Raw genomic sequence first — 25,870 nt, forward strand, 5'->3', positions numbered from 1 at the left:
ACTATTTTTTGAATGGATATGTTTTGACGGAAAAAGTGGAGAATCTAGTCATCCACTAAATTCAAAAAATTACCTTTGCAAAAAAAATAATCTGCTGAGATGACGAAATCAGAAATTAATATTACCGTAGAATTAGACGCAAATAGGATTCCAGAAAAAATCTTTTGGGATGCAACAGAAAATCCAAATGAAGGAATAAACGAAACCAAAGCCATTTGTGTGGGGGTTTGGGATCAATACCATAAAGGTCTTTTAGGTATAAATCTTTGGACCAAAGACATGCCTGTGGATGAGATGAATCATTTTACGGTAGACTTAATAGGTAATTTGGCTCAAATGATAAAAGACAGTACCAACGACCCAAAGGTTATTGAACTTCTTAACACGGCAGGAAAAGGAATTACCAAACATTTGGAAGAGCAGGCTAAACTAGAACAAAGCCAGCAGCAGCAGCAATAATCTTCTTTTAAAATCCAAGGTTCTGTAAGAATCTTGGATTTTTTGTTTCTAATCATATTAAAACGACTTTAACATGAAAACAGCTCTTATTACAGGTGCCTCATCGGGCATAGGAAAAGCTACAGCGGTGGCTTTGGCGAAACTAAATATTCAATTGGTTCTTTGTGGAAGAAGAAAAGAAAAGCTGCAAGAACTTCAAGCTGCTTTGAATGTGAAAAGTACCATTTTAACATTTGATGTGAGTGATAAGGATGCTGTATTTGATGCTATAACATCCTTACCAGAAGCATTTAAGAATATTGACATTTTGGTTAACAATGCCGGCAATGCTCATGGACATGGCTCTATCGCCGAAGGTGCATTGGCAGACTGGGACGCCATGATGGATAGTAATGTTACAGGTCTTTTATATGTGACCAAAGCCGTTTTACCGGGTATGATTTCTCGTGGTGGTGGACATGTGGTGAACCTGAGTTCGGTGGCTGGAAAGCAAACTTACGCCAATGGAACCGTTTACTGTGCCAGCAAAAAAGCAGTAGAAGCCATCTCGGAAGGTATACGTTTAGACCACACACAGCATGGTATTAAAGTAACGAACATTGCCCCAGGAGCAGTAGAAACAGAATTTTCTGAAGTTCGTTTTAAAGGAGATAAGGAAAAAGCAAAGGGTGTTTACGCGGGTTTTGAACCCTTAGTGGCAGAGGATATTGCGGACGCCATCGCTTATGCTATCTCTGTACCAGACCACGTCACCATAGCAGATATGACCATTTACGCTAAAGCTCAAGCGGCACCTACGACGGTTTATAGAAAATAAAAATAACGCGAAGGACTTTATTCTCCACGCTATTTATTCTAGTTAAATCAAGATTAAACCCGTTCCAATTTTATAGGATAAGTTTTCTTGGATGCCCACTGTGGTACATAAATGTTTTCATCAGAATCTACATATACGTCATGCGGATGCATGAAGACATTGGCAGGGTCTTCCTTTTTTTGCGGAGCTAAAACGCCATTACTATAAATAGGTTGGCTTCCTCCTGGAGTACTGACTACTTTGTTGTTTTTATCTATTATCTGCACGTATCCCGAATATTCATTGGACTCTAGTCCTGAACGGAAAACGGCTCCGTATAGATTTTCACCTCTTTGTACTGGTCTACAAATAAAACTTCCTGGCATTTCTATTCTTTCTATAAACTTGCCATCCATGGTGTATCTCTTCCAGCAGTTTTCTTGTCTAGAAGTAATCAAAAGACTTCTTTCTCTGCCTTTTCTTTCGTCTATCAGCACGCCATGATTACACTTGTATTGATAATTTCCTTCTCCTTTTCCTCCCCAGTGTCTAAGATATTTACCGTTTTGGTCGTAGACTATTACGAAGTTTAGTCCGTAACCGTCTACTACATATATTTCTCCAGTTTTGCTATCTACTGCAGTTTCTGTAGGGACAAACTGCGTTGGATATTCGTATTCGCCAGTTTCTTTAGGGTATTCAATCTTGAAAATTTCATTACCCTTTAAATCTGTCTTTATAACCTGATGACGGCTATTGTCGCATATCATTAAAAATTGATCTTTACCTTCTCCAGCTATTGTTAAGCCGTGAGCACCAGGGAATGTGTGTCCCCATGAGTCTAGGAGTTTACCATTTTTGCTGTAAATGAGAACGTTGTTTTTGGTCTCATTGGTGAGTAGAATTAATCTGCCAGAGCTGTCTTCTACCATTTCATGGCAGTCGTTAACGGGATTTTTTTCTGCGTCTAACATTCCCCAGCCCATTTTCACTTTGTACTTAAAGTCTCCATGCCCTATGAGGACTTCGTCTTCTCTTCCAAAAGCGATGCTAAGGGCTGCAAGTGATAGAAATGATACACCAGTAAGTTTAAGGGCGTTTCTTCTGCTTAGATATGTCATTATTTGAATGGTTGAATAAGTTTTAAAATTAACATTTTTAGCTCAAATTGCTTTCGATTACAGGTCAATTTTACACTGATATGAACTTTTTAAATCCTGAATTAATGCTTGTTTCTAACTAATATTATTACATTCAACGCTAATTATAATGAAAAGAAGAACATTTTTAGCTGGGGTGCCTGCCTTGGCCGTCTCTCATAATTTGTCATGGAATAATGAAGCCGCATCTTTTTCATGCAGTTCATATAATTGGCATACTTTTTTTAAAAGAGAGGGGAAAGTTTGGGGTGATGATTTAGCTTTTGACATAGCTGAATTTTCAAAGTCGGGTTTCAAGAGTATAGAGTACAGCTTCACAAATCCTGATATGGTTAAGAAGTTAGTGCCTATATTAAAACAACATCAAATTAAAATGCCTTCTATATATGCCAATAGTATTTTACATGTAGAGGGTCAAACAGAGCATTCCATTAATGCTATTTTAGAGCTAGCAAAAGCTGCTAGAAGTTATGGTACTAAAATAATAGTGACCAATCCCAATCCTATAGACTGGAATAAAGAGGCGTTTAAGTCTGATGAGCAGTTAAAACGTCAACTGGAAGCTTTGAACAGTTTGGGGGCGTCTTTAAGAAAATTGGGTATAAAGCTGGAGTATCATACACATAGTACTGAAATGCTGGCTGGTGCGAAAGAGATTCATCATATGTTGCAGAACACTTCCTCTGAAAATGTGGGTTTCTGCTTGGACCTTCATTGGATTTTTAGAGGTTCTCATAATTCTGAATTGGCAGTTTTCGATATATTGAAAATGTATAAAGATAGCATAATAGAGCTTCACGTTCGGCAATCGGAAAATGGCGTATGGACTGAGACTTTTAGCCCTGAGGGCGATATCGATTATGCTAGGGTGGCTGCTTTTCTAAAAGCTAATAAGATGAATCCTCATATTGTTTTGGAGCAGTGTGTTGAGAAAGAAAGTTCGGAGGAAATGAATGGGATTAATGCACATCAAAAAGGTTTGGCAGCGTTAAAAAGCTGTTTCAAATAAAGCTTAAGTAATGAATTTTGATATGCTAAGAGTCATAGGAATCGGTCAGTAAAATCTCTTATAACCAATGCTTGTTTTTTCGCGTTCAGCCGCCTTATTTATTGCAATTTGAAACGCTCATTATATTATTTCAAGTATGAAAATTGACTTTAGTAGAAGCCATTTTTTTGGGTGATATATAAAGAAAAACCTCGGCCGAGGCCGAGGCTTTTTGCTTTCAAAAAGGGGATTTAACTTAAACTAGCTTTTGCTCTTTGACAATAGAAAACCGAAAAGAGCGATAATAACCCCTACTGCTAAAATTGAAAACTGAGCTATTTTATTTCCTTGATATAATAGAAGACCTAAAACAGCACAAACAAAGCCAATGAAAGCAAAAATGTTTCCGATGGTAAGTTTTGATTCCATATTTCATTATAGTTTAGTGGTATTAAACTACGAATAATATTGGATATATAAAACAAAATATTGAAATAATTATAAGAACTGCCTGGTTTTATGAGACCTTCTGAATGATAGGGTTAAAGGCTTTGGAAGCTACAAAGACCTTATCTCCTTTCTTTAAATTTTCTATTTCGTTTTGGTCTGCCACTATTTTGACGAGGTCATTTCCTATCAAAATGGATACAATATAGATGACGTCTTCCTTTTGAATCTCAATAATCTCACCGCTAAACCTAAATTTGGCACTTGTTTTATTCAGTCCAAAAAACTCTTTTACATTTCCTTTTTTGGATATTTTACCATCTTCTATTTCAAATATCTGGTCGGAGAGTTTTACTATTTCACCTATGTCATGACTGACCAAGATAGTGGTCAACTTATACTTTTTATGCAGTTTTAAAATGTAGGCTTGAAGCTTCTGCCTCATTTGATTGTCTAAGGCAGAAAGAGGTTCATCTAAAAGGAGTATTTCAGGTTGCTGTACCAATGCCCTAGCCAATGCCACTCTTTGTTTTTGCCCACCAGATAGGGTGTCCGGTTTTCTGTTTTGTAAGTTCTCTAATTCGGTAAGTTCTATGAGCTCATTAATTATACTATTATCTTGATTTTTTAGAAGGGAAAATTCTAAATTTCCCCTAACGGTCATATTGGGGAACAAAGCAAAGTCTTGAAAAACGTAACCGATACTGCGTTTCTGGGTAGGGAAGTTGACTTTATTTTCAGAGTCAAACCAAATGGAATCATTAACCACAATTTGACCTGAGTCAGGTTTGAGTAAACCGCTAATGATTTTTAAGGTAGTAGTTTTTCCTGCCCCAGATGCTCCAAAAAGCGTGATAAAATCGCCTTTGTTGATTTCTAAATTCAAATTAAGGCTTAGGTCGCTGTCAAAACTCTTTTTTATATTAATCTTAATCATGCTTTGTTTTAACATGTCCAGTTTGTACCAATGCTTTTAAAGCCAAACAGAAGCCAATGGCTTCTGTTTGAAAAGAACTAATATAGCTATGCTGACTGGATTAATGAGATACAGTGTTAAGTATTATTCTATTTTTTCAATATTGTCTACTATAAGAAATCCAGACCCGGTTTCAGGAGACCCTTCACTGGGTTTATAGATATAGGGTATTCCATAGCCGGAAATAAGGTATTTTTCGTTTAGTGCAAATGTGGTTTCTTTTAGATAACAGCTTGCTACAGAAGCAGAGAATGCCACAGAAATGCCACCTTCTCCTAGAAGTTTTAGATACAAACCAAAGTGGTCAACACTATTCCCCTCAATGAAAGGTGAAACGGTAAAAACAGAATTCTTGAATTCTGAAATATGACCAACATCCTCCGGCTCAAAGTCATGATAGAAGCCGCAATCGTTTTGAATTCTAGTAAGAACTTGCTCTTCTAAGGTTATTTCCCTGTTAACTTCTTCTTTACAACTATTAAGAAGTAGGGTATTAGAAAGGATAAGATAAATTAGTACTCTATTTTTCATAATTATTGGATTTTAAGAATTCTATGAGTGTCAGTTTGATTAGCTTCCTGTCTGTTACTTCATCCAATTAAGGTTATGGGATGTGTTCCGTTAATCTTACTCTATTTTTTTTATACTGTCTAAGATAAGTATTCCAGACCTGTATTCTTTGATTCCTGAATTGGGCTCTTGGATATGTAGTATTCCATAGCCCGAAATGAGATATTTTTCATTCAAAGCAAAGGTGGAATCTTTTAAATAACAACTTGTTAAAGAAACCATGAACTGTTCTGAAGAAGCCTCTCCTTCTTTATATTTTAGATATGGGCCGCCAAAATCTTCTGGACTAGCCCACTCAAGCCAAGGAGATACCGTAAACTCAGCATTGTTAAATTCCCAAATATACCCTACATCTTCGGGAACAAAATTCTTATACACATCACAATCGTTTTGTAGTCTAGATAGAACTTTTTCTTCTAAGGTTATTTCCCTGTTAACTTCTTCTTTACAACTGTTAAGCAAAATGGTATTAAAAAGGATAAGATAAATTAGTGTTCTCTTTTTCATAATTATTGGATTTTAAGAATTCTATGAGTGTCAGTTTGATTATCTTCCTTTGAGGCATAATATACTTTGAGGTAATAAATTCCATCTTTAAGAGAAGAAAAATCTAGTTTAATTATTTCGTTTATCATTTGGTTTTTCCTGTTGTCAAGAATGTCCTTGGGTTTCACTTCTAGGAGACGATTCCCTTTTTCATCCACAACAAATATATCATCAGGCAAATATTGGAATTCAATACTTTCAAACGCAATATTTAAAAAAGTTGAAGTTTGATTGGGATAATAGGAATAAGCAAAACAGTTTGATACATTAAATGGGTAATATCTTGCGATGGTCCCACAATCATTAGATTTATCTACTTTAACCGTAAAAGAGCCAACGCTTCCTCCGTTCTGAACCGTGGCACCTGTTCCTGATGTGAAAGAATAATAGGCTCCTGAAGTATTGCCTGTCAACGACCATGTAAGGTTATGATTTCCAGGAGCTACAAGAACCGAACTATTATTTGTACAAACATAATTGGGATTATATGGCTGAATGTTGCTACCGCCATATATCATTTGAATATCCCCAGTTATAAGGCATGTTTTATCAGCTGAGCTGTATAAATAATCCCAAATTTCACTCTTTGTGGATGATAAAAAAGTGGTATTTGGAATACTACCAGCACCATTCCACATAATGTTAGCTGAACTTGAATCGTGTTCTGCCCCTGCTAGATGTCCTAATTCATGGCCGGTTATCCATGAATAATAGGAATTAAAGGAAGAACCATTTGCTCCTATAACTGCATAAGCATCAGATGGATGACAAAGATGCGAAGAAACATCATATGTTTGGCCACCAATATTCCCCGTAAAAGTTCTATAAGTAAAAAGTATAGCCGCATCTCTTGAAACGCTTGTATTATTGCTATTCCAATAATCTCTAAATTCTCCTACCAACGTCTGACTATCAGTAGAAGAAGAATAGGGATCCGTCGTGTCCCACTCATACATATATGAAACTGTAACTGTAATATTTAATTGATTATAAAAGTATGAATGCACATTATTCATGATTGCACTCACATTAATGTAAGAAAAAAAGCCCCATTGATTATACCAATCATTGCCAAGTTCACAGGCAATTTTCGTCTTTCTGCAACCATTATAACTAGTAGAGTTAACTTGACGTAGCGATTGTGTTTTTAAAGATTCTAACTGTTTGTCAGAAATACCGCAGACTTTACTAGATGGTAATGGGTTATCAGAACTTTTATATTTAACTAAAAATCCTTTCATGTTTTTCTCTGTAACAAAAAAAGCATCAGTTACTACAAAAAACTCAGCTTCACCTTTTTGAATGTAAAGATGAACGTAATTTTCAAATATTGTTAAACAGGCTCGATAACCATTCTCATTAGACTGGAATATTTGTGAATTGGCAAGCTTAGGGTTGGAAGTGATAGCTTCTTTCTCAAATAGTTCTATTCTTCTAAATCGAAGCTCACCGCTTAGTTCTTTAAATTCTAAATTGTCAAGATTTAAAACAACTGTTTGTTGACCCTCTACTTGCTCATAAACAGGATTGGGTTCAGCCAGATCATAGTTGCTAAGTTCGATATTCAAAGCTTTTTGAGGAGGAACATCAAAAGATTTTACTAGTTGAATCGATTGACCTCGACAAATGTTTATTAAAAAGAAAAAAGAAAAAAGAAAGTAGATTTTTGCATAGTTGTAATGTGTTTAATGTTCCACGAAGATAAAAAAAGTAACATTTATAAAACTAAAGTTTAGATTAATTTTATGTAAACATTCACATTACTAACAGGGTAGGGTACTCGGATGTGATATTTTTCTTTATGCTTTCATACGTTTTAAATACCCGCCGTTTACCAAATAAACCGTAAGTAAAATGGAAAATGTAATGGCAAAAAGTATCAAAGAATATTGATTTGCAGCACCATAATTTAGGGCTTCTACCTCATCATAAATGGCTATGGATGCCACTTTGGTTTTGCCGGGAATGTTTCCGCCAATCATAAGCACTACGCCAAATTCGCCAACAGTATGGGCAAAACTGAGTACTATTCCGGTCAAAATAGCGGGTTTGATGTTTGGCAGCAGCACCTTTGTTAACGTCTCAAATCTACTTTTTCCTAAAGTATAAGATGCATCTCTTAATGAAGATGGCAAGGCTGAAAGGCCTCCCTGAATGGGCTGCACCATAAAAGGCAAACTATAAATGATAGAGGCTATGACCAAGCCAGCAAAAGAGAAAATGAATTTGATACCAAACCATTCGTTTAGCCAGTTGCCAAAAGCATTAGAAGGGCTAAAAGCTACCAAAAGATAAAAGCCAAGTACAGTAGGAGGGAGTACCAATGGCATACTTATCAAGGTCTCAAAAACTGGTTTCCATTTTGACTTTGTAAATGTGAGCCAGTAGGCCAAAGGAATGGCAATCACAAAGAGGATTAAACTGGTCAATCCTGCAAGTTTGAGTGTCAATATGATGGGTTGCCAGTCTATCATGGAGCTAAAATTATCTCATTAAGTTTTATCATGGCAGTTACATTTAAACCCTGTGTGAGTTTTAAGTTTTCTGCAGCTTGCGTACTAATGATGGAAACTAAGCTACCATTATCAGTATCAATCACTATACGGCTAAGTAAGGCTCCTTTTTCTATTTCTGATATGGTTCCTGTTATTCTGTTTTGAAGGCTTATGGCTAAATTTTGCTCTAAAGAAATAATGACTTCTGTCTCTTTAAAAAGTGTTTTGACTGAAGCTCCTTTAATTAAATAAGGAGCAGTTTCTTGGGTGTCTATAATGACCGACTTTAAAGTCAGTTTTTCATCAATAGCTACACTGACAATGGATATGTTTCCGCTGCTTTCTATTTGGGCAATATGTCCTGAAAAGCTATTCATAACCGAAATGTGTTAAAATTTGCCGAGCTTCTTCCGTAAAAAGGAAGTCGTAAAACTGTAGGGCGTCTTTATTATGGTTTTTCAAAAGCACAATGCCCTGCTCTATAGGTTTGTAAAATTGGGTGTCAATTTCTATCCAAGCTCCTTTATTGACAAGTTTAGGAGCTTTAATGGTAGATAAAGATGTAAACCCAATTTCGGCAGACTGTGAGTGAATGAAAGAGTTAGTTTGAGCTATGCTTTCGCCAAATACCAGCTTATTTTTTAATGTCTCATTAAGTTTATAAAAATTGAGTACCTCCATGGCGGCAGTACCATAAGGTGCTGTATCAGGATTAGCCAAGGCAATGTGATTGATTTCTTGGCTATTTAAAATATCAATACTCGGCTTTATGTTAGCATCAAGCGTCCATAAGACTAATTTCCCTTGTGCGTATATTTTGGGTTTGTTGGCGGTATGACCTTTGTCGAAAAGTGCTTTTGGGTATTTCATATTTGCCGCTACAAAAACATCATACGGAGCCCCGGCTATAATTTGAGCAGTTAGTTTACCCGAAGAGCCAATCACCGTTTGAGATGAAATGCCCGTTTTTAACTCAAAGTTTTTGACCAGAGAATCCATCGCGAACTGCATATTTGCCGCCGTGGCAATGGTGAGTTTTGAATCCTTAGCAGTATTACAAGAAGAGCATAATAAAAGGCAGTTTAACAATAGGACAATTAGTTTTCTCATGCCTTTTTGCTTTTTGAACTAAGATCTAATTTATGTCTTAAACTCAGCCATATCACATCTGTATATTTATAATGTTTGGCTTCTGAGGTACTGGCAAATTGGCTTTGCCAAGTCAGGCTTATGTTCAGTATGTCATTAACTTTCACCACTGGACCTAAGGTAAATCTATTTTGGTCAAAGAAAGAGCTGGCTCCAGCGTTCAAGAATATTTCATCTCCTATGGAAAAACCTACATTTTTATCTGGGTGTTTTGACGAATAGCTAAAAAGCGGAATGATGCCAGAAAGGGAATATCGAAATCGAAAGTTAAAGCTATCTGGGCTCACAAACTCTGTGGCAGAGATGGCATGAAAAAAGCGTTCTTCCACTCTTATTCTATGTTGGATAGGTATCTTGTGGAAATGCTGCATTAAAGTGAATTCCTGATGAGGACGATACTCCCTTTTACTTAATTCGTTATTTTTATAAAAACCCGAATAGGCCATTCCCGCACTGATGTACATATTCTTAGCGACTTGTCTTCTTAAACCTGCTCGCATTATAAATTGCGAATTTTCTGAGAAACCATCTTTCCATCTAAAACCACCATCTGCTAAAATGGAATATTTCTTATTCAAAGAGGTTTGGTTATAGTATTGAACCCATTGCTGGTTTCCTTTCGTTATCACTCTTTCTTGAGCATGCAGGTTGTGGTTTATGAAACATGCCGAAATAATGAATATAAAAATAAAGTATCTTGTCATTTTAGAGCTTTAGTTTGCTGCCTGTGGTTTGAAGAAAAAGGTTTAACTCACTTTCAAATTTCCTGTAAGTATAAATAGCTCGTTTTCCTTCTGCTGTGACGTAAGTGCCACCGCCATCTTTTCCTCCCGCTTTTTTAACGACCAAGGGTTTTGTAGAGATTTCGTTCATGGCCTTGATAAGACCCCAAGCTTTCCTGTAAGCCATTTTCATTTCCGCAGCAGCTTTATTGATAGAACCCAGTGTGTCTATTTTTTCTAGTAATTCCACTCTGCCTGAACCTAGAAACTTGGTGTTCCCTGATTCTAACCAGAATCTACTTTTTACCGTTAAATCCATTTGGTTTCGTTATTCCTTTACAAACATAACGATTGTCTCAGATTATTAAGTGGCAGTTTAAAACAAATTTAAAATTTAGAACATTCTATTAGACAGGCATAGTTCATGAATGAAGGCGAGCTTCTTCTTAACAGTTTTAGAAATTACGAACGGATAAAAATCTGTATGTCCCATACTTCTTGTTAAGCTGTTGGTAGCAAAGGTTAAAGGTAGCCACATGTCGAAAATATCGTCAAAAGATTTGATGAGATAAGGGTCCATGTCAATCTTGATTTGCTGCTGATCTCCAAATAGTTTCATTCCAAATGAATAGGCGGTTTCAAGGGTGTCCATCATGTGGAGGTAGTTTGCCCAGCATTCTGCCCAGTCTTCCCATGGATGAGATGAGGCGTACTGACTAATAAAGCTCGACTGCCAGTTTGCAGGTGCTCCATTTTTATAATAGGTGGAAATGGCCTTTCCATAATCTTCATTTTCGTTACCGAAATGCCATCTGAAATCACTTATTTTAGGAGAATTCTTTATTAAAACATCCCAGTAGTAATGACCTACTTCATGCCTGAAATGGCCTAACAGGGTTCTGTATTTCTCTCCTAAATCTAGTTTATTTCTTACTCTTAATTTTTCGTCTGCTTCTTCTATATTAATGGTTATCACACCATTTTTATGTCCAGTCATGATGCGTTTTTCTGGACTTAAGGTTTCCACAAATTTGAATGCAATCCCTTGCATTTCTTTACCTTTTTTAGCCTTCAAAGGTAAATTCATTCTAAGTAAAGAGTAAATCAACCTGTGCTTTGCTATTTCAATTAATTTCCATCGGTCCAAATTCTCACCATTGGCAAGCTGCGGTATGGTATGGTTTAATTCACAGGCTCTACAGAAGTTTTGTGGAGCATTTGATGCCAAGAGCCAGTTGCAGGTATAGTGGTCTACATTTTTACAGAATTTAAAACGCTCATTCCTGTTTTTAACGTTGACAAGGTTGTTGTCGTCATCTTTGTAAAACGTAATGAAACGAAGCTGGTAAGGGTCAAAACCTACTTTGTAACCACATTTTAAACAGTGACTATTTTCAAAATAGAGTTTATTTTGGCAATGCTGACAGCTATAAATTTTCATAAGTTAAATGCTGATATTCAGACTAAATATAGTTAAACCCGCTTTATCCATAAGAAAATCTCCCGATAGCTATCGGGACCGCAGCTAAATTGCTTCCCATCAGCATGTTCTGGGTAACACAAATCAGTACGGAAACCCATTTAAACTCAATTACCATAGCTGTGCTAAGCTAAATTCCTTTAATTATCTGATTTATTGTACTCTATAACTACTCATAACGATTCCCCAACGCATAATCCGGGTTTAATCTTGCTGAGAAATTACCTGTTTACTTACTTCTAACCAAGTTGACTCTTACACCTGTACTAATCTGAGGGTGCATGAAGAGCAAGTCTGGTACTAATTCTGCATACAAACCGGCATCTAAGAATATACCAATGTCGTTACCAGGAAGGTTGTATTCTAGACCGGCATTGCCAGTTGGTCCTAATGAAATTTGCTTATCACCATTTTGTCTTGTACCAACCAAGTTTTCTTCTGAAACATATTCACGGAAGTTAACTTGGCCTCCAAAGCCATAATAAACTTTTAGGGCGTCACCACTACCTACAGGTCTATGCCAAGAGTATATACCCTGAACCATAAGTCCAGATTTAGAGTAAGTACCTTTTCTATATTTTCTTTCTCTACCGTAAATAAAGCCATAAGTACCAAAATTCAGGTCAAATGTTTTGTCCCCATATTGGAAATATTTCCTAAGGTTAATGCCTAAAGGTTCTCCAATTTTAAAACCTACGGCAAGATTTTTTTCATATTGAGCGGCAGCGTTAAAGCTTATTGAAAGAAAAACTAACAAGCTTAAAAAAACTGTTTTTTTCATAAAAATTTCGATGAGTGTTTAGGTTAATGTTATTCAACTAAGGTGGCTTCTTGTAAGATGTAATTTAGTTCATCAAGGTTGTCTTTGTTAAGCGAAAGTTTACCCGTTAAGGTTACTCGGTCGTCGGTATCGAAACGTTTAACCTTCCCTTTAAATTTTATGGACATGACGGATTCTGGACCAGCTCCACCACAAAAGAAACAGGAGGCGTAAGGGTTTGCCGATAAGACGTAATAGTTTGTTTCAATGTCAATCGGAATCATGTAACCTGTGATCCGAACTTGTTTGTCTTTTAAAGGAGCTACGGTAGAGCCAAACTTTGGGATTAAAATAAACATACCTTCTGCCTGATTCCACTTTTTGTCGAAACTGACATCAGTCAATGTTTTCCAGGTAATCACCTTCGGTGGATCGGCTGTAAAGGAAGCGAGTGAAAACAGAATAGGTATCAGTAAAAGCTTTTTCATAGTGGCGATTTTATTTAACAAAGCTGCTTTAATCTCTAGCGAGCGTTTTTGAAATGTTGATATTATAAATACTTAAAGCCGGCAATGCCGCGGAAAGCACCCCTATCACTAACGCCATAAGGAGCAAATAAATTTCGCTTATGCCAATTTCTAATAGGTTCAATGTTGTAAAGTTGGTTTCGGTTAAGAGGTTACCAATAATGAGCATGGCAAATTTGGATAATAGAATTCCGAAAACGTAGCCTATAAAACTAAGTATAAGACCTTCTAAAAGGAGTTGGATAAATACTTTGGTCCGGCTCGCTCCTAAGGTGAGCATCAATGCTTTTTCATTTTTTTGGTCTTTAAGAGAATTAAAGAGAGAAACAAAAACACTGATTCCTGAAATCAGGACGATCAGGAAGGCCAAATATTTGGCTATTTCTATTCCTGTTCCAAACAGCTTTAAAAGTCGATTTATTTCTATGGATGGCAAAGCCGCTTGCATATTGGTGTTTTCGTTGACCATTCTTGGGATAGTCATTAAACCCATAGGAGACCTAAATTTCACTAAAGCTGATGTCACCTCGTAGTGATGTTCATGGTCGGCTTCTTCTTCATGAGCATGAATATTCCAGATGCTTTCTAGACTACAAACTATTAGTTTATCCAGTACAGAACCCGTTTCTTTAAGAATCCCGACCACCTTATAAGGTTTTTCTTCATGAGCTTCACCGGCTGCGTCTAAACCATGAGAGCTTTCAAAACTATCACCGATTTTTAGATTTAAAACATGGGCTACATAAGAACCGATGGTCACGTCTAGTTTCTCTTTAAAAATATCTCCCGTGGTAAGTGTGGCGTGATAATGTTTCAGGAATGTTGGATGAGTACCTATAATGCGGTAGCCCTTATAATTATCTCCAAAGGATAGCGGAATAAGTTCTTTAACCAAAGGATTAGATTTTAATCGATTCACTTCTTCCAAAGACACATTGCCCGTAGGGGCGTCTATATGAAATACGGACGAAAGAATCAGTTGTAATGGAGAACCTTTGGCTCCAACCACCATATCTATGCCTGAGATAGATTTGGTGAAATTTCCTTCCAGCTGTTTACTAAGGTTAGCCACCAATGAAATGATGGCTACGCCAATTGCCATCAGTAGAATACAGAGGAAACTACTTAACCTTTTATGTGCTATTTTATTCCAAACCAGTTTAAGAAGCATTTTATAAATGGATTTGGTTGGAAGTTTTGTCTTTTAATCTTTGATCATGTGTTACTATCACTAGTGCCGCTCCATGTTCTTTTGCGGTCTGATGAAGCAAGTCGTGCACCCTTTCACAGTTCCGGTCATCAAGGTTAGAAGTGGGCTCATCGGCCAATAACAATTTGGGTTCATTTAATAAGGCTCTCGCAATGCCCAATCGCTGCATTTCTCCACCACTTAATTCATATATTTTCTTACCCAGTAAGTGGCTTACTTCAAGGCGTTCAGCCATCAGTTTCGCTTTGTCTTTATTGAGCGTTTTTTTTGCATAATAATTGGCCAAAAGCAAATTGTCCATAACGGACAGCGACTTTATGAAATGGTGCTGTTGAAAAATAAGTCCAATATTCTGAGCTCTAAAAGCGGCTGCTTCTTTATTGGAGAGGCTAGCGGTTTCAACATTGTCAATAAACACCGAACCTTGCTGAATAGGAAGAATTAATCCTAATAAGTGCAATAATGTTGTTTTACCTTTTCCACTTTCTCCTATTATCAACAGCTCTTCCCCAGCCGAGCATATCAAGTCTGGATAAGAAAAGTTGACACTTTCTGTATAAGTATGAACAAGATTTTTGGTTTGAAGTATTGACATAGCCCTGCAAAAATAAACATTAGCTTGTTCCTTTAAATAATTTGTGAAATATATCAGCTTAAGGGATTTATTAAGTACCTCTTTTTGTTAAAAAAATACACGAATTTAATTTTTATCAAAACAATAATACCATGTCACTAAGATTAGGAGATATAGCACCAGATTTTACAGCTGAAACAACGCAAGGAAAGATTAATTTTCACGAATGGTTAGGAGATTCATGGGGAATGCTTTTTTCGCATCCTGCAGATTTTACACCAGTATGTACTACAGAGTTGGGGAAAACGGCCTTATTAAAAGGAGAGTTTGAGAAGAAGAATGTGAAAGTATTGGCTGTTTCAGTAGATAACTTGGAGTCTCACAATAAATGGATTCCAGACATAGAAGAGGTGAGTGGTGTAAAGATGAACTTCCCTATCATTGCTGATGAAGGCAGAAAAGTGGCGGAATTGTATGATATGATTCACCCAAATGCTTCTCAGAAAGCTACGGTACGTTCAGTATTTATTATTGGGCCGGATAAAACTATCAAATTGATGTTAACATATCCTGCATCTACGGGTCGTAATTTCACAGAGTTGCTACGTGTAATAGACAGTTTACAGCTTACTGCAGATTATAGTGTAGCCACACCAGCAGACTGGAAAGACGGAGATGATGCTATTGTGGTTCCTAGTATTTCGACAGAAGATGCCATTAAGAAATTCCCTAAAGGGGTGAGAGAGGTTAAACCTTACTTGAGATATACACCGCAGCCAAACAAATAGTCTTTTAAAGACAATAAAACAAGGGGTTGTTCATTAGAAGAGCAGCCCCTTTTTTTGTTGTATATCAAACTTTTATGGAACAGGATGTTGATTCTGATTCCTAATAGTTTTAGCTTTGTGGAAGTGTGAAGAAAAGAAAAAATCATAGTACGTTATTAGATCGTTTGCTAAATCGGCATTGGCGTCTGTCAAGCCTTTATGCCATTTTTCTGCTGTTTTTACTGGTTTCTTATCCTTCTTCGGTTATTGACGGTATGCGTAAAGTAGAAACCGAAGAAGCTAGGATTAGGTTACCATTTAAATACAAGACGCACGGTATAGATATCTCTCATCATAATGGAGCCATAGATTGGGAGAAAGTTTCTTCTCATAAGGAACACCATTCAGCGGTTCGTTTTTGCTTTGTAAAAGCGACTGAGGGCACAGACATGATTGATAAAAGATTTCTGGATAACTGGGAAGCTTTAGGAGATAGAGGCATTAAACGAGGTGCGTATCACTTCTTTAATCCTAAAACAGATGCTAGATTACAGGCTTTGAATTTCATTCTTAATGTGAAGTTAGAAAAAGGGGACTTGGCTCCAGTTTTAGATTGGGAGACGCTAGGGTCGGGTAGGAATAGAAGGGATATTGCAGATAATGTACAAATTTGGCTAGAAATTATTGAAAAACATTACGGTATAAAACCCATCATTTATACCAACAAACATATTTATGACCTCTATATAAGGGAGGGCTTTACGGATTATCCACTTTGGATATCTCATTATGAAGTTCCCGAATTGATAGGCTATGATCTTTCTCAGGTATATTTCTGGCAACACACCATGAAAGGCCGAGTGGAAGGAATAGAATCATCAGTAGATTTTAATGTATTTATTAGAGATGATTTCGAGATAGAAAGACTTACACTTCTTCAATAATCCTTTTTAAAACACATTTGTTTATCAAAAAAGAATTAATTCTATTCTATGCTAAAATCTGTTGATTTCACCCAAACGGATGCTTTCCGTAAATTGAAGAGCCACCAAAAGACCATTTCTAAGACCGACATCAAAACGCTTTTTCAGGAAGACCCTAAGCGTTTTAGTAAATTCTCAATCAGGTTTAAAGATATTCTCCTAGATTATTCTAAAAACAGAATTAACGGGAGAACCATGGCTGCTCTAATAAGACTGGCGGAAGAGTGTGAACTGGAGGACGCCATTCAGAAGATGTTTGATGGCGATGCCATCAATAAAACGGAAGGAAGGGCTGTTTTACATACGGCATTAAGAAATAGGTCTAACGAGCCAGTAATGGTCGACGGTGAGGATGTCATGCCATTAATCAATGGAGTTTTGGCTCAAATGGAGACATTTTCTAACTCGGTAAGGTCTGGTGAGTGGAAGGGTTATTCAGGGAAAAAGATAAAGGATATTGTAAATATAGGTATTGGTGGGTCAGATTTAGGGCCTGTTATGGTAACAGAAGCTTTAAAACCTTATGCTAAAAAGGGTTTGAATGTTCATTTTGTTTCTAATGTAGACAGTACGCATATCACAGAAGTGCTTAAAGGCCTAAAAGCAGAAAGCACCATGTTTATGATAGCCTCTAAAACATTCACTACCCAAGAAACCATGGCAAACGCTGCAGCGGCCAAGAGCTGGTTTATAGCGAATGGTGGCAGCCAAGAAGATGTGAAGAAACACTTTGTAGCTCTTTCTACCAATGAGAAAGGGGTGAGTGCATTTGGGATAGATACCAAAAACATGTTTACGTTCTGGGATTGGGTAGGAGGTAGGTACAGTCTTTGGAGTGCCATAGGTCTGTCTATCGCGTGTAGTATTGGTTATACAAACTACGTTTCTCTATTAACAGGAGCTCACGAAATGGATAATCATTTCAAGACGACGCCATTGTCAAGAAATATACCTGTGGTTTTGGGTCTCTTGGGTATTTGGTATAATAACTTTTTCGATGCCGACTCACATGCCATTTTACCTTACGACCAGTATATGCACCGTTTTGCGGCCTATTTCCAACAAGGGGACATGGAGTCTAATGGTAAGAACGTCACTAGAGCGGGTAAAAAAGTAGATTATCAGACAGGTCCTATTATTTGGGGTGAGCCAGGCACCAATGGACAGCATGCTTTTTATCAATTGATTCATCAAGGAACAAAACTTATTCCTTGCGATTTTATCGCTCACGCTCAAAGTCAGAATCCGATAGGAAACCAGCATAAAATGCTTTTGGCAAATTTCTTTGCTCAGACAGAGGCTTTAATGAATGGTAAGACGGAAGATGAGGTAGTGGCGGAATTTGTAAAGGCGGGTAAATCAGAAGCAGAGATTGAAGAATTGAAGGCTTTTAAAGTATTTGAAGGTAACAGACCTACCAACTCTATAATGGTTAAGAAACTTACCCCAAAAGTTTTGGGAAGCTTAATTGCCATGTATGAACATAAGATTTTTGTTCAAGGAATCATCTGGAATATCTTCAGTTTTGACCAGTGGGGCGTAGAGCTAGGAAAGCAATTGGCCAATGCCATCTACCCTGAGCTACTGGCAGATGAAGAAGTTTCTTCTCATGATTCGTCTACAAACGGCTTAATTAACACTTATAAAAAGTGGAGTAAATAAGATTATTCTCTCGTAAATGCCTGAAATCAGGCATTTATTTTCGTATTAAATTTTCAATACTTACTGAAAAGATTAAATTTCTAATATTTACTGTCTTTTTATTTGGAAGTATAAATTCAATAAATTAAGTTTGAATCATCAAATCAGGAAAAGGGAAATAAGTCTCCCGATTGTCTGAGATGGTATGCAAATTTGATGGACTTACATGCTTTTTTGATAAACCAAATTGAACCCCTAAACCTTCGAAAGGTTACCATTTGCCTGTTTGTATTTTGTTTAACGCTTTCCTATTCAAAAGCAAACAGGCAAGTTCAATTACCAAAAATTCCATACGAAATTGAATTCGCGGATGTTGTTTTTCAGCTTAATGATGCCACAAGATTTCTTTTAAGAGAAGAGGTCACTAAGCTAGATAACGATGAGGAATTGAAACAGAAACAGTTGGAGTTTTTGTCTTTATTTCTTCCAGAAGTTACGCCAGTACTAAAAGAATCTGCCGTACCTGACGATTTTAGATATTTAGTAATTTATAATAAGTATCAAAAAAACACCGCTGAGAGTGGATTATTAGAGAAAGGTGTTTTTTGGTGTATGACAAAAGATTTTGCTGCAGACCAAGACCTGCGAGTGAATTCACAAATAGACGAAAGAAAGAATTTTTTCTTAGCCACTAATGGTGCAGCCATAGGTTTTCGTCGAAATAACGTTCTTTATAATAGTTGGGGTACGACACTTTTTGCCCAGTTGGCCAGCAGAGATGTTATTAATCTTTTAGGAGTTAACAGAAACTGGAATGGTAAAAAATACTTGGTTATAGATAGTCCTGCGTTTAGTTCTCTTATTCAGTTTTTGGCTTTTAAGCTAGTCATGGAGAATGAGATGCCAACGTTTAGACCTAAAGAAGAGAAGGTGGTTTATCAATATCCTTACGGAAGCCAGAAAACATTAAATGTGATAGCTGCAGACCTAAGAGTGGAACCATTAGAATTAAAAAAATGGAATCTGTGGCTTAAAGATGACCGCATTCAGAAGGAATTTGTTCCCGTGTTGGTGATTGTTCCTGCAGCCAGATATAATGATGTCAGGATTTTGGCAGAGATATCTAGCAATACAGATTTTCCGAAAGAGGAAATGGGTTTTCCTGTATTAACAGAAGAGCCCAGCCTAGCAGAAGGAAGAGGAGGGCAGTTTTATAGAATTAATGGTAAGCGTGGCATTAAAGCAGACCTTTGCGATTCTTACGTGGATTTGGCTTTTAAAGCGAAAGTTTCTGATAAGAGTTTTCTGGATTATAATGACATGCAGGAGACAGACGTGGTAACTATAGGTCAGATTTATTATTTAGAAGATAAAGATTCAAAAGGACCAATAGATAAACATATCTCTAGAGAGGGCGAAAACCTTTGGGATATTTCTATGCTTTATGGTATAAAACTGCAAGACCTTCTGAAGTATAACAGGTTAGAAACCACACAGATATTTCAACGAGGAAGAGTGGTTTATCTGAAAGATAAAAGAGGGAAGAATGAACCCGTGGAGTATTTAAAGATAAATGAGAAAAAAATAGCCGAAGAGGCGTTGGAAAACGACCCGATTTTGGAAACTAGAATGTCTTTTGATTGGCCTAATCCTGAGGTTATAAAAGAGGAAGTATTGGCTGAAACAAAAACTCCGAAAGAGGAAGTTAAGCTTATTATTAAAAAGGTTGTAGAACCTGAAAAGATTATTTCTGAACCCCAAATAGCAAAAGAGGAACTCGTGGTTTTGGTTAAGGAGGAAGAAGAGGTGCAGCGAAGGGAGTTGATAGCAAAGCCAGTAGAGAATAAGAGTTACAGCACTAATTTAAAGAATAAGGTACTAGGTGTAGAAGATAGCGAAGAGGTGCCATCAGCGTTTGTTATTCATACCGTAAAAAAGGGAGAAACATTGTATAGAATATCTGTAAACTATAGAGTAACTGTAAATCAGTTATATAAACTAAACAGTTTACATACCAATATTATTGAAATCGGAGATAGAATTAAAGTAAAACCGATTTAGAAAATTTAAGTAGTATAGATTCACTCAGTAGCTGAATTGGCTCCTATCAATGATGGGAGCTAATTTTTTGTGTTGTCTTTTTTAATAACACTCTCCAAACTGCGGGTACATATTATACTTTATATCAAACGTTAAATCTATTTCATCTTTACCGGGTATACGTGGTATTATAGTATCATTTGCACCGTTAATTGGTTGGCCAAAAGTTTTTGCCTTAAAGCGGAAAGTAACAATAAAGGCAGTGCTAGCTAAACAAGGAAAAACGGGAGCTTGATAAACTTCTTTTACATCTAAAATTTCCAAAGACTCATTTTCCGCTAAACCTCCAGATAAGCTTATTTTCATTCCTGGTATTGCATAATTATGATATACTATAACTCTCCAACCTGGACTTGTTTGCCTTCCAATGCTCCAATTGCCATTTTCATGAGAGCTAGTAGTAAACTTTGCGGACCAAGAACAAAAGTTGGGGGATAGCTGTTAAATTCTGAATTTTGGAGAAATTTAACATCTATAAAATTGGAAGAACTAGTAAAGCTATTGTTGCCCGAATTGTTAGTCGATAATTTCAATCTGATAAAGGTCGATAAGGATAAAAAGACTGAAATTCTGCGAATTTACTTAGAAGAGAAGTTGGATATTCCACAGGAATTATCAGAACTAAAACTTCATTCAAAAGGCTTCTATGATGAAATAACCATCCAAGACTTTCCGATTCGTAATTACAAAGTGTTCCTTCATGTCAAACGTCGTAAATGGAAGGATTTGGAAACAGGAAAGAACGTAACAAGGAATTGGGAAATAGTAGCTCAGGGAACTCGAATGACAACAGAGTTTGCTGCTTTTTTAAAAGAATTCAATAGATACACAGGCCATTGATGTCGAAACGGTTGGCAAGTTCTTCGGATTGAATGGGAAGAAACTACAGCGGCAGTATAAGAATCATTTAAGCGACTTCAAGAACTGGAAGCAGAAGCCAAGAGCCAAAGAATGGCTAGTTTATCCGCAAAATATGGGAGAATATCTGTCAATAGATGAAACTAGCCTTTCGGATGGAGAACTCTATACTATTCTGACCAATAAAGAAGCGAAAGGAAAAAAAGGGAGCATTGTTGCCATCATAGCAGGCACTAAGGCGGCTGATATTATAAAAGCCCTACGTAAAATACCAGAGCCTAAACGTAAGAAAGTCAAAGAAGTAACCCTTGACATGGCTCCTAATATGGAGTTGGCAATCAAGAAATCATTTCCTTGTGCAAAACGAGTTACCGATAGGTTTCACGTACAAAAATTAGCCTGGGATGCGGTGCAAGAAATGCGAATCAAGCATCGTTGGGAGGCTATAGACCAAGAAAGTGATGCCATCGAACTTGCAAAAGTAAAGGGAACTCCTTATAAACCTGAGATACTAAATAATGGCGATACACTCAAGCAGCTTTTAGCTAGAGGTAGATATGTACTTTATAAACGACCAGCAAACTGGTCTAAGTCGCAAGCCGAAAGAGCTGCTCTATTATTTGAACGCTATCCAGATATTGAAAAAGCCTTCGGACTGGGTATTAAACTAGCCGAGATTTATGACAAAACCACTGACCAAACTTATGGTTTAGCTCGACTAGCCAAATGGCATGAAGAAGTAAGACAAGCAGGCTTTAAATCCTTTAATTCAATTGCCCGAACATTTGAGCATCATTACAGAACTATTCTTAATTATTTTGATAACAGAAGTACCAATGCTTCAGCAGAATCTTTCAATGCGAAAATCAAAGCTTTTAGATCTAGGTTTAGAGGTGTCAGGAGTATTGAATTCTTCCTTTTTAGACTATGTCAAATTTATGCTTAAAGAACTCATCCCCCAGATTTTGCTCTTGACCCAACTTTGCTAAAGTAGCAGGACCTTTTTTGAAGACGTTACGCATAGTTTCAATATCTCTGCCTGGTACTTCATTTAAATCATCCACTTCAATATAAGATATAGAAGTAGGCCGAGCTACGGCGGAAGGAAATTTATCATCAGGAAATAAACTACCGTTATAGGGAGAATTATGTATGAACCTATTATAGGTAGTATCTATCAAATCTCCGAAAATGACACCTTTTATAAATCGCTCGGTATCAAATTGGGAGATGGAGTTACTAATTTTAATACTAAATGTGGTATCTGCACCACGATTATATATCGAATATGTTCTAAATTCAATAGAAGTTTCGCCATCAGGAAACCAGATTTTAGGATTCTTTTTGTAATTGCTAGAAACTCCTCCCCAGATAGTTATCCATTTTGAGTCTTTTTCGTTTTCTGTATAATTGTAAAACTGCACCCAGCCGCTATCTAGAATTTCATACGATATTTTTATTTCGGGTTTTAACGTGGTGGAATCAATTGGAATTATAGGCTCTGGATTATCTGAATTATTGCAAGAGATAAGCAGGTTCATAGAGCTGGTGGTGAGGATTAAAGCTATAAAAAGTATGTGTTTCATGTTATTGGTAACTTTACCGAAAATGCTACTCCATAGCCCATTTTGGATAAACATTGAACTTAACATCAAAAGTAAGGTCTATATTATCTCTTCCAGGGATTTTTTCATAAACTCTGGAGGATGTTTGTGTGGGTTGACCCCAAATCTTTCCTCGGTAATGGAAAGTAGCTATAAAGGCTGTAGTCTCTAATCCTGGAAAAACGGGGGCTTGATATATTTCTTTGATATCAATTATTTCTAAAGATTCATCTTCTCCTGTACCTGTAAAAACTATTTCCTGCCTTCTATTAGAAAGCTCTGGACTACCCGAAACATGACTCATGAAAAAGTTCCAACCTTCTGTTAGTCTCTCTTTTATAAATACGTTTCCATTAATTAATGTGTCAGTATTGTATTTAACTAAAGGTACATTTCCTACTTTCAGAAGGTTTCTTAATTTGACTACATCCGTTCCACTAACTTCATTAAAATCTGCCATTATTATATATGCTTCATTGCTAGGCCAAACGGCAGCCACTGGAGTTTCGCCATAAAAAAAGAGCGGCCAGCCTAAAAAAGAATTTTGTATTTCGGAGTTGTATTTTAAGTTAATAGTATCACCAAAAAACACCCCTTTAACAAAACGTTCTGAGTCTATTTGAGGAATTGAGTTATTAACATTAAAGCTAAAAGTAGTGTCTGAAATAACATCAAATTTCGAAATCCCTCTGAATCTAATTGTGACTTCACCATTTGGAAACCAAAATTTTGGACTCCCACTAGTGCTTCCCCAAATAGTTCCCCAGCCAGAAGATTTTACATTTTTAGTATTATTATAGAACTGAACCCAACCACTATCTAATATTTGATAAGAGAAATCAAGCTCGGGTTTAAGTTTGGTGGAGTCTACCGCAATAACTTCAGGCTCAGGAGTATCAGGATTATTGCAAGAGATAAACAAGCTCATAGAGCTGGCGGCAAGGATTAAAACTATAAAAAGTATGTGTTTCATAAGTGTGTGAATACTGAATGAATGTCAGTATTTGAAACGAAGGGCTAATCTCCTATATTTCAGTTAAATAAAGGTTTTTTTTATATTGAGTTTCGTTTAGATATACCCGTTTTCTGATTAATAGGGATTGAGTTTTTAGCTTATTAAGCGGTAGTGTAGGGTTTGAGCCAAAGATTCCTTCCATTTGGAGGTAATAGATTGTAAGCATACTCTTTAGTTATTTGTCACTATTTTGGCTTTTAGTGGCCAAAATTCCTCCAAATGCTTTACTGCTATATTTGAAATAAAGACGGGTTATTCCAATATCTATTCATATCATACTATACCCCGCTGGGGTATAGATAATAAATATAATATTGAACTTCTGTTAATTCCAGAAGCCCCAAACTGCCTTAATGGCATAACCAATCATAAAAAGGCATAGCGTAACTTTCATGACCATGCCTGCTGCAAAACCAGCAAAACTGCCAATGGCGGCTTTAAGGGCATTACGCTTATCGCCAAAAAGGTATTCGCCAATTAAGGCTCCTAAAAAAGCTCCGATAAAAATACCAAAAGGACCAAAGAAAAGCCCAATAATAAGACCAGCCATAGAACCTCTTACGCCAGCCTTAGTTCCACCAAACTTTTTAGTGCCCCAGATAGGCACGTAATAGTCTAATATCACAACAGCTACCGTGGCTATTCCTAAACCAATAAGAAGTTCCTCAGAAAAGTGAGCGTATTTAGAATAGTGAAGGGCTATTATTCCTCCAAAACTTAGTGGTGGGCCGGGAAGAGGTAAAACAGAACCTACAAGGCCAATAATTAAGAAGACACCGCCTAAGATTAAGAGGAATATTTCCATATTTATGATATGGCCTTTTGTTTGACAGTCACTCTTTTTTCATCTAAAAATTCACTGATACGATCTACAGCATTATGTAATGTTTCGGAATTTGGTAGAAACACAATTCTAAAGTGAGATTGGTCAAATGTATTGAAACCCGAACCAGAAACTACCAATATTTTTTGCTCTGTAAGCAGGTCCATTGTAAACTGTTCGTCGTCTTTAAAACTAAACTGTTTTAAGTCGATTTTAGGAAAAACATACAAAGAGCCCTTTGGTTTTACGCAGGTAATACCCGGAATATCCGTTAAGCGGTAATGAATCAAATCTCGCTGTTTTCTTAATCTACCTTCTTCTGCTACTAAGTCGTCAATGCTTTGATAACCACCAAGAGCGGTCTGTATGGCATACTGGGTAGGTACATTGGCACATAAACGCATGCTGGCTAGTAAGTTTATCCCTTCGAGATAACTTTTTGCTTTTTCTTTGGCACCGCTGGCTATCACCCAGCCACCTCTAAAACCTGTAGCACGATAGTTTTTAGATAAGCCACCAAAAGTCATAAAGAAAACATCATCACTCAGTGAGGCAATGGGTACATGCTTATTGCCATCAAAAACGATTTTGTCATATATTTCATCAGAGAAGACCATAAGGTTGTTCTCTCTGGCTAATTTCACAATCTGCTCTAGCACGTCTTTATCATAAACCGCTCCCGTAGGGTTATTCGGATTGATAAGTACAATGGCTTTTGTTTTGGGTGTGATTTTAGATGCCATGTCGGCTACGTCAGGATTCCAGTCTGCCTCTTCATCGCATACATAGTGGACGGCCTTTCCGCCAGACAAACCCACCGCTGTGGTCCATAGAGGATAGTCAGGAGAAGGAATAAGTATTTCGTCGTTTGGGTTAAGTAGGGCCTGCATGCACATTACAATAAGCTCACTTACGCCGTTACCTATAAAAATATCTTCTATTCTTACATCATGAATGCCTATTTGCTGGGTATAGTGCATGATAGCCTTTCTGGCAGGAAAAATACCAAGATGGTGGCAGTACCCTTGGGCATTTCTCATATTCAAAATCATGTCTTCCATGATTTCATCTGGCACATCAAATCCAAATGGGGCTGGATTTCCAATATTCAGATTGACAATTTTATGTCCCGCCGCCTCAAGTGCCTGAGCCTTATCAAAAATAGGCCCGCGTATAGCGTATGAAAGGTTATTTAGGCGTTCACTTTTTAGATAGCTCAT

Annotated in this window: 30 protein-coding genes; 9 read left to right on the forward strand and 21 right to left on the reverse strand. The window is 36.9% G+C overall.

The window, feature by feature from the left end; all coding sequences use genetic code 11:
* Nucleotides 1–99 precede the first annotated feature (99 nt).
* Complete coding sequence (gldC, locus tag ACSBFT_RS03570; protein ID WP_463048767.1) at nt 100–459, forward strand: gliding motility protein GldC; 360 nt, start codon at nt 100–102, stop codon at nt 457–459.
* 73 nt (nt 460–532) lie between these two features.
* Complete coding sequence (locus ACSBFT_RS03575) at nt 533–1,276, forward strand: SDR family NAD(P)-dependent oxidoreductase (protein WP_489603512.1); 744 nt, start codon at nt 533–535, stop codon at nt 1,274–1,276.
* A gap of 53 nt (nt 1,277–1,329) precedes the next feature.
* On the opposite strand, the gene ACSBFT_RS03580 is transcribed toward ACSBFT_RS03575, so the two are convergent.
* Nucleotides 1,330–2,376: a 6-bladed beta-propeller gene (locus tag ACSBFT_RS03580; RefSeq protein WP_489603514.1), complete on the reverse strand. Its 1,047-nt coding sequence runs from the start codon at nt 2,374–2,376 to the stop codon at nt 1,330–1,332.
* Between the two features lie 148 nt (nt 2,377–2,524).
* On the opposite strand from ACSBFT_RS03580, the gene ACSBFT_RS03585 reads away from it, so the two are divergent.
* The gene (locus ACSBFT_RS03585) at nt 2,525–3,424 is read left to right on the forward strand and encodes a sugar phosphate isomerase/epimerase family protein (protein WP_489603515.1); all 900 of its coding nucleotides are present in this window, start codon (nt 2,525–2,527) and stop codon (nt 3,422–3,424) included.
* Nucleotides 3,425–3,664: 240 nt separating this feature from the next.
* Here ACSBFT_RS03585 and ACSBFT_RS03590 read toward each other — a convergent pair whose 3' ends face one another.
* The 15 genes from ACSBFT_RS03590 to ACSBFT_RS03660 all read right to left on the reverse strand — a co-directional run bounded on the left by ACSBFT_RS03590 (nt 3,665) and on the right by ACSBFT_RS03660 (nt 14,880).
* Entirely contained in the window at nt 3,665–3,832 is a 168-nt protein-coding gene (locus ACSBFT_RS03590) for a hypothetical protein (protein WP_463048770.1), read from the reverse strand.
* An 88-nt stretch (nt 3,833–3,920) separates the two neighbouring features.
* A complete protein-coding gene (locus ACSBFT_RS03595; protein WP_489603517.1) occupies nt 3,921–4,787 on the reverse strand; it encodes a sulfate/molybdate ABC transporter ATP-binding protein in 867 nt (288 codons plus the stop codon).
* A gap of 123 nt (nt 4,788–4,910) precedes the next feature.
* Nucleotides 4,911–5,357, reverse strand: coding sequence for a hypothetical protein (locus ACSBFT_RS03600; protein ID WP_489603519.1), 447 nt, complete (start codon nt 5,355–5,357; stop codon nt 4,911–4,913).
* A gap of 96 nt (nt 5,358–5,453) precedes the next feature.
* Nucleotides 5,454–5,903 (reverse strand): hypothetical protein, encoded by a 450-nt coding sequence (locus ACSBFT_RS03605; RefSeq protein WP_489603521.1) that lies wholly within the window; start codon nt 5,901–5,903, stop codon nt 5,454–5,456.
* Nucleotides 5,904–5,905: 2 nt separating this feature from the next.
* Nucleotides 5,906–7,510 carry a M12 family metallo-peptidase gene (locus ACSBFT_RS03610; protein ID WP_489603522.1) on the reverse strand — a complete coding sequence of 535 codons (1,605 nt, stop codon included), beginning with the start codon at nt 7,508–7,510 and terminating at the stop codon, nt 5,906–5,908.
* Nucleotides 7,511–7,741: 231 nt separating this feature from the next.
* Nucleotides 7,742–8,416 (reverse strand): molybdate ABC transporter permease subunit, encoded by a 675-nt coding sequence (gene modB, locus ACSBFT_RS03615; RefSeq protein ID WP_489603523.1) that lies wholly within the window; start codon nt 8,414–8,416, stop codon nt 7,742–7,744.
* On the reverse strand, nt 8,413–8,814 hold the full coding sequence (locus ACSBFT_RS03620) for a TOBE domain-containing protein (RefSeq protein WP_489603524.1): 402 nt from the start codon (nt 8,812–8,814) through the stop codon (nt 8,413–8,415). Before ACSBFT_RS03620 ends, modB begins: the two co-directional genes overlap by 4 nt.
* Nucleotides 8,807–9,547: a molybdate ABC transporter substrate-binding protein gene (modA, locus tag ACSBFT_RS03625; protein ID WP_489603525.1), complete on the reverse strand. Its 741-nt coding sequence runs from the start codon at nt 9,545–9,547 to the stop codon at nt 8,807–8,809. Before modA ends, ACSBFT_RS03620 begins: the two co-directional genes overlap by 8 nt.
* A complete protein-coding gene (locus ACSBFT_RS03630) occupies nt 9,544–10,290 on the reverse strand; it encodes a DUF2490 domain-containing protein (RefSeq protein WP_489603527.1) in 747 nt (248 codons plus the stop codon). Before ACSBFT_RS03630 ends, modA begins: the two co-directional genes overlap by 4 nt.
* 1 nt (nt 10,291) lies before the next feature.
* The gene (locus ACSBFT_RS03635) at nt 10,292–10,627 is read right to left on the reverse strand and encodes a winged helix-turn-helix domain-containing protein (protein ID WP_463048777.1); all 336 of its coding nucleotides are present in this window, start codon (nt 10,625–10,627) and stop codon (nt 10,292–10,294) included.
* 75 nt (nt 10,628–10,702) lie between these two features.
* A complete protein-coding gene (locus ACSBFT_RS03640) occupies nt 10,703–11,749 on the reverse strand; it encodes a zinc-binding metallopeptidase family protein (RefSeq protein ID WP_489603528.1) in 1,047 nt (348 codons plus the stop codon).
* 268 nt (nt 11,750–12,017) lie between these two features.
* On the reverse strand, nt 12,018–12,569 hold the full coding sequence (locus ACSBFT_RS03645; protein ID WP_489603529.1) for a hypothetical protein: 552 nt from the start codon (nt 12,567–12,569) through the stop codon (nt 12,018–12,020).
* A gap of 29 nt (nt 12,570–12,598) precedes the next feature.
* Nucleotides 12,599–13,036: a DUF3299 domain-containing protein gene (locus ACSBFT_RS03650; RefSeq protein ID WP_489603530.1), complete on the reverse strand. Its 438-nt coding sequence runs from the start codon at nt 13,034–13,036 to the stop codon at nt 12,599–12,601.
* Between the two features lie 28 nt (nt 13,037–13,064).
* Complete coding sequence (locus ACSBFT_RS03655; protein WP_489603531.1) at nt 13,065–14,246, reverse strand: ABC transporter permease; 1,182 nt, start codon at nt 14,244–14,246, stop codon at nt 13,065–13,067.
* 1 nt (nt 14,247) lies between these two features.
* The gene (locus ACSBFT_RS03660; protein ID WP_489603533.1) at nt 14,248–14,880 is read right to left on the reverse strand and encodes an ABC transporter ATP-binding protein; all 633 of its coding nucleotides are present in this window, start codon (nt 14,878–14,880) and stop codon (nt 14,248–14,250) included.
* Between the two features lie 131 nt (nt 14,881–15,011).
* Here ACSBFT_RS03660 and ACSBFT_RS03665 point away from each other — a divergent pair, with 131 nt between their 5' ends.
* From ACSBFT_RS03665 to ACSBFT_RS03680, 4 genes are all read left to right on the forward strand, one after another.
* Nucleotides 15,012–15,647, forward strand: coding sequence for a peroxiredoxin (locus ACSBFT_RS03665; RefSeq protein ID WP_463046906.1), 636 nt, complete (start codon nt 15,012–15,014; stop codon nt 15,645–15,647).
* Between the two features lie 125 nt (nt 15,648–15,772).
* Nucleotides 15,773–16,570: a glycoside hydrolase family 25 protein gene (locus ACSBFT_RS03670; RefSeq protein WP_463046907.1), complete on the forward strand. Its 798-nt coding sequence runs from the start codon at nt 15,773–15,775 to the stop codon at nt 16,568–16,570.
* Between the two features lie 48 nt (nt 16,571–16,618).
* A complete protein-coding gene (gene pgi / locus ACSBFT_RS03675; protein WP_489603535.1) occupies nt 16,619–18,271 on the forward strand; it encodes a glucose-6-phosphate isomerase in 1,653 nt (550 codons plus the stop codon).
* Nucleotides 18,272–18,463: 192 nt separating this feature from the next.
* Entirely contained in the window at nt 18,464–20,311 is a 1,848-nt protein-coding gene (locus ACSBFT_RS03680; RefSeq protein ID WP_489603536.1) for a LysM peptidoglycan-binding domain-containing protein, read from the forward strand.
* Nucleotides 20,312–20,392: 81 nt separating this feature from the next.
* Here the strand turns inward: ACSBFT_RS03680 and ACSBFT_RS03685 are convergent, their stop codons facing one another.
* Nucleotides 20,393–20,656, reverse strand: a complete 264-nt coding sequence (locus ACSBFT_RS03685) for a hypothetical protein (RefSeq protein WP_489603538.1) — start codon at nt 20,654–20,656, stop codon at nt 20,393–20,395.
* Between the two features lie 174 nt (nt 20,657–20,830).
* Between ACSBFT_RS03685 and ACSBFT_RS03690 the strand changes: the two genes are divergently transcribed.
* Nucleotides 20,831–21,190 (forward strand): ISAon1 family transposase N-terminal region protein, encoded by a 360-nt coding sequence (locus ACSBFT_RS03690; protein WP_489601145.1) that lies wholly within the window; start codon nt 20,831–20,833, stop codon nt 21,188–21,190.
* Nucleotides 21,191–21,218: 28 nt separating this feature from the next.
* Complete coding sequence (locus ACSBFT_RS03695) at nt 21,219–22,154, forward strand: ISAon1 family transposase (protein WP_489601568.1); 936 nt, start codon at nt 21,219–21,221, stop codon at nt 22,152–22,154.
* Here ACSBFT_RS03695 and ACSBFT_RS03700 read toward each other — a convergent pair.
* The 4 genes from ACSBFT_RS03700 to ACSBFT_RS03715 all read right to left on the reverse strand — a co-directional run bounded on the left by ACSBFT_RS03700 (nt 22,129) and on the right by ACSBFT_RS03715 (nt 25,870).
* Nucleotides 22,129–22,794, reverse strand: a complete 666-nt coding sequence (locus ACSBFT_RS03700; RefSeq protein WP_489603540.1) for a hypothetical protein — start codon at nt 22,792–22,794, stop codon at nt 22,129–22,131. The two genes, ACSBFT_RS03695 and ACSBFT_RS03700, sit on opposite strands and share 26 nt — an antisense overlap.
* Nucleotides 22,795–22,819: 25 nt before the next feature.
* Complete coding sequence (locus tag ACSBFT_RS03705) at nt 22,820–23,785, reverse strand: hypothetical protein (protein ID WP_162628022.1); 966 nt, start codon at nt 23,783–23,785, stop codon at nt 22,820–22,822.
* 367 nt (nt 23,786–24,152) lie between these two features.
* A complete protein-coding gene (locus ACSBFT_RS03710; RefSeq protein ID WP_489603542.1) occupies nt 24,153–24,632 on the reverse strand; it encodes a DUF456 domain-containing protein in 480 nt (159 codons plus the stop codon).
* A gap of 2 nt (nt 24,633–24,634) precedes the next feature.
* A complete protein-coding gene (locus ACSBFT_RS03715; protein WP_463047803.1) occupies nt 24,635–25,870 on the reverse strand; it encodes a pyridoxal phosphate-dependent aminotransferase in 1,236 nt (411 codons plus the stop codon).

It is taken from the genome of Arcticibacterium sp. SM2516 (assembly GCF_057914865.1).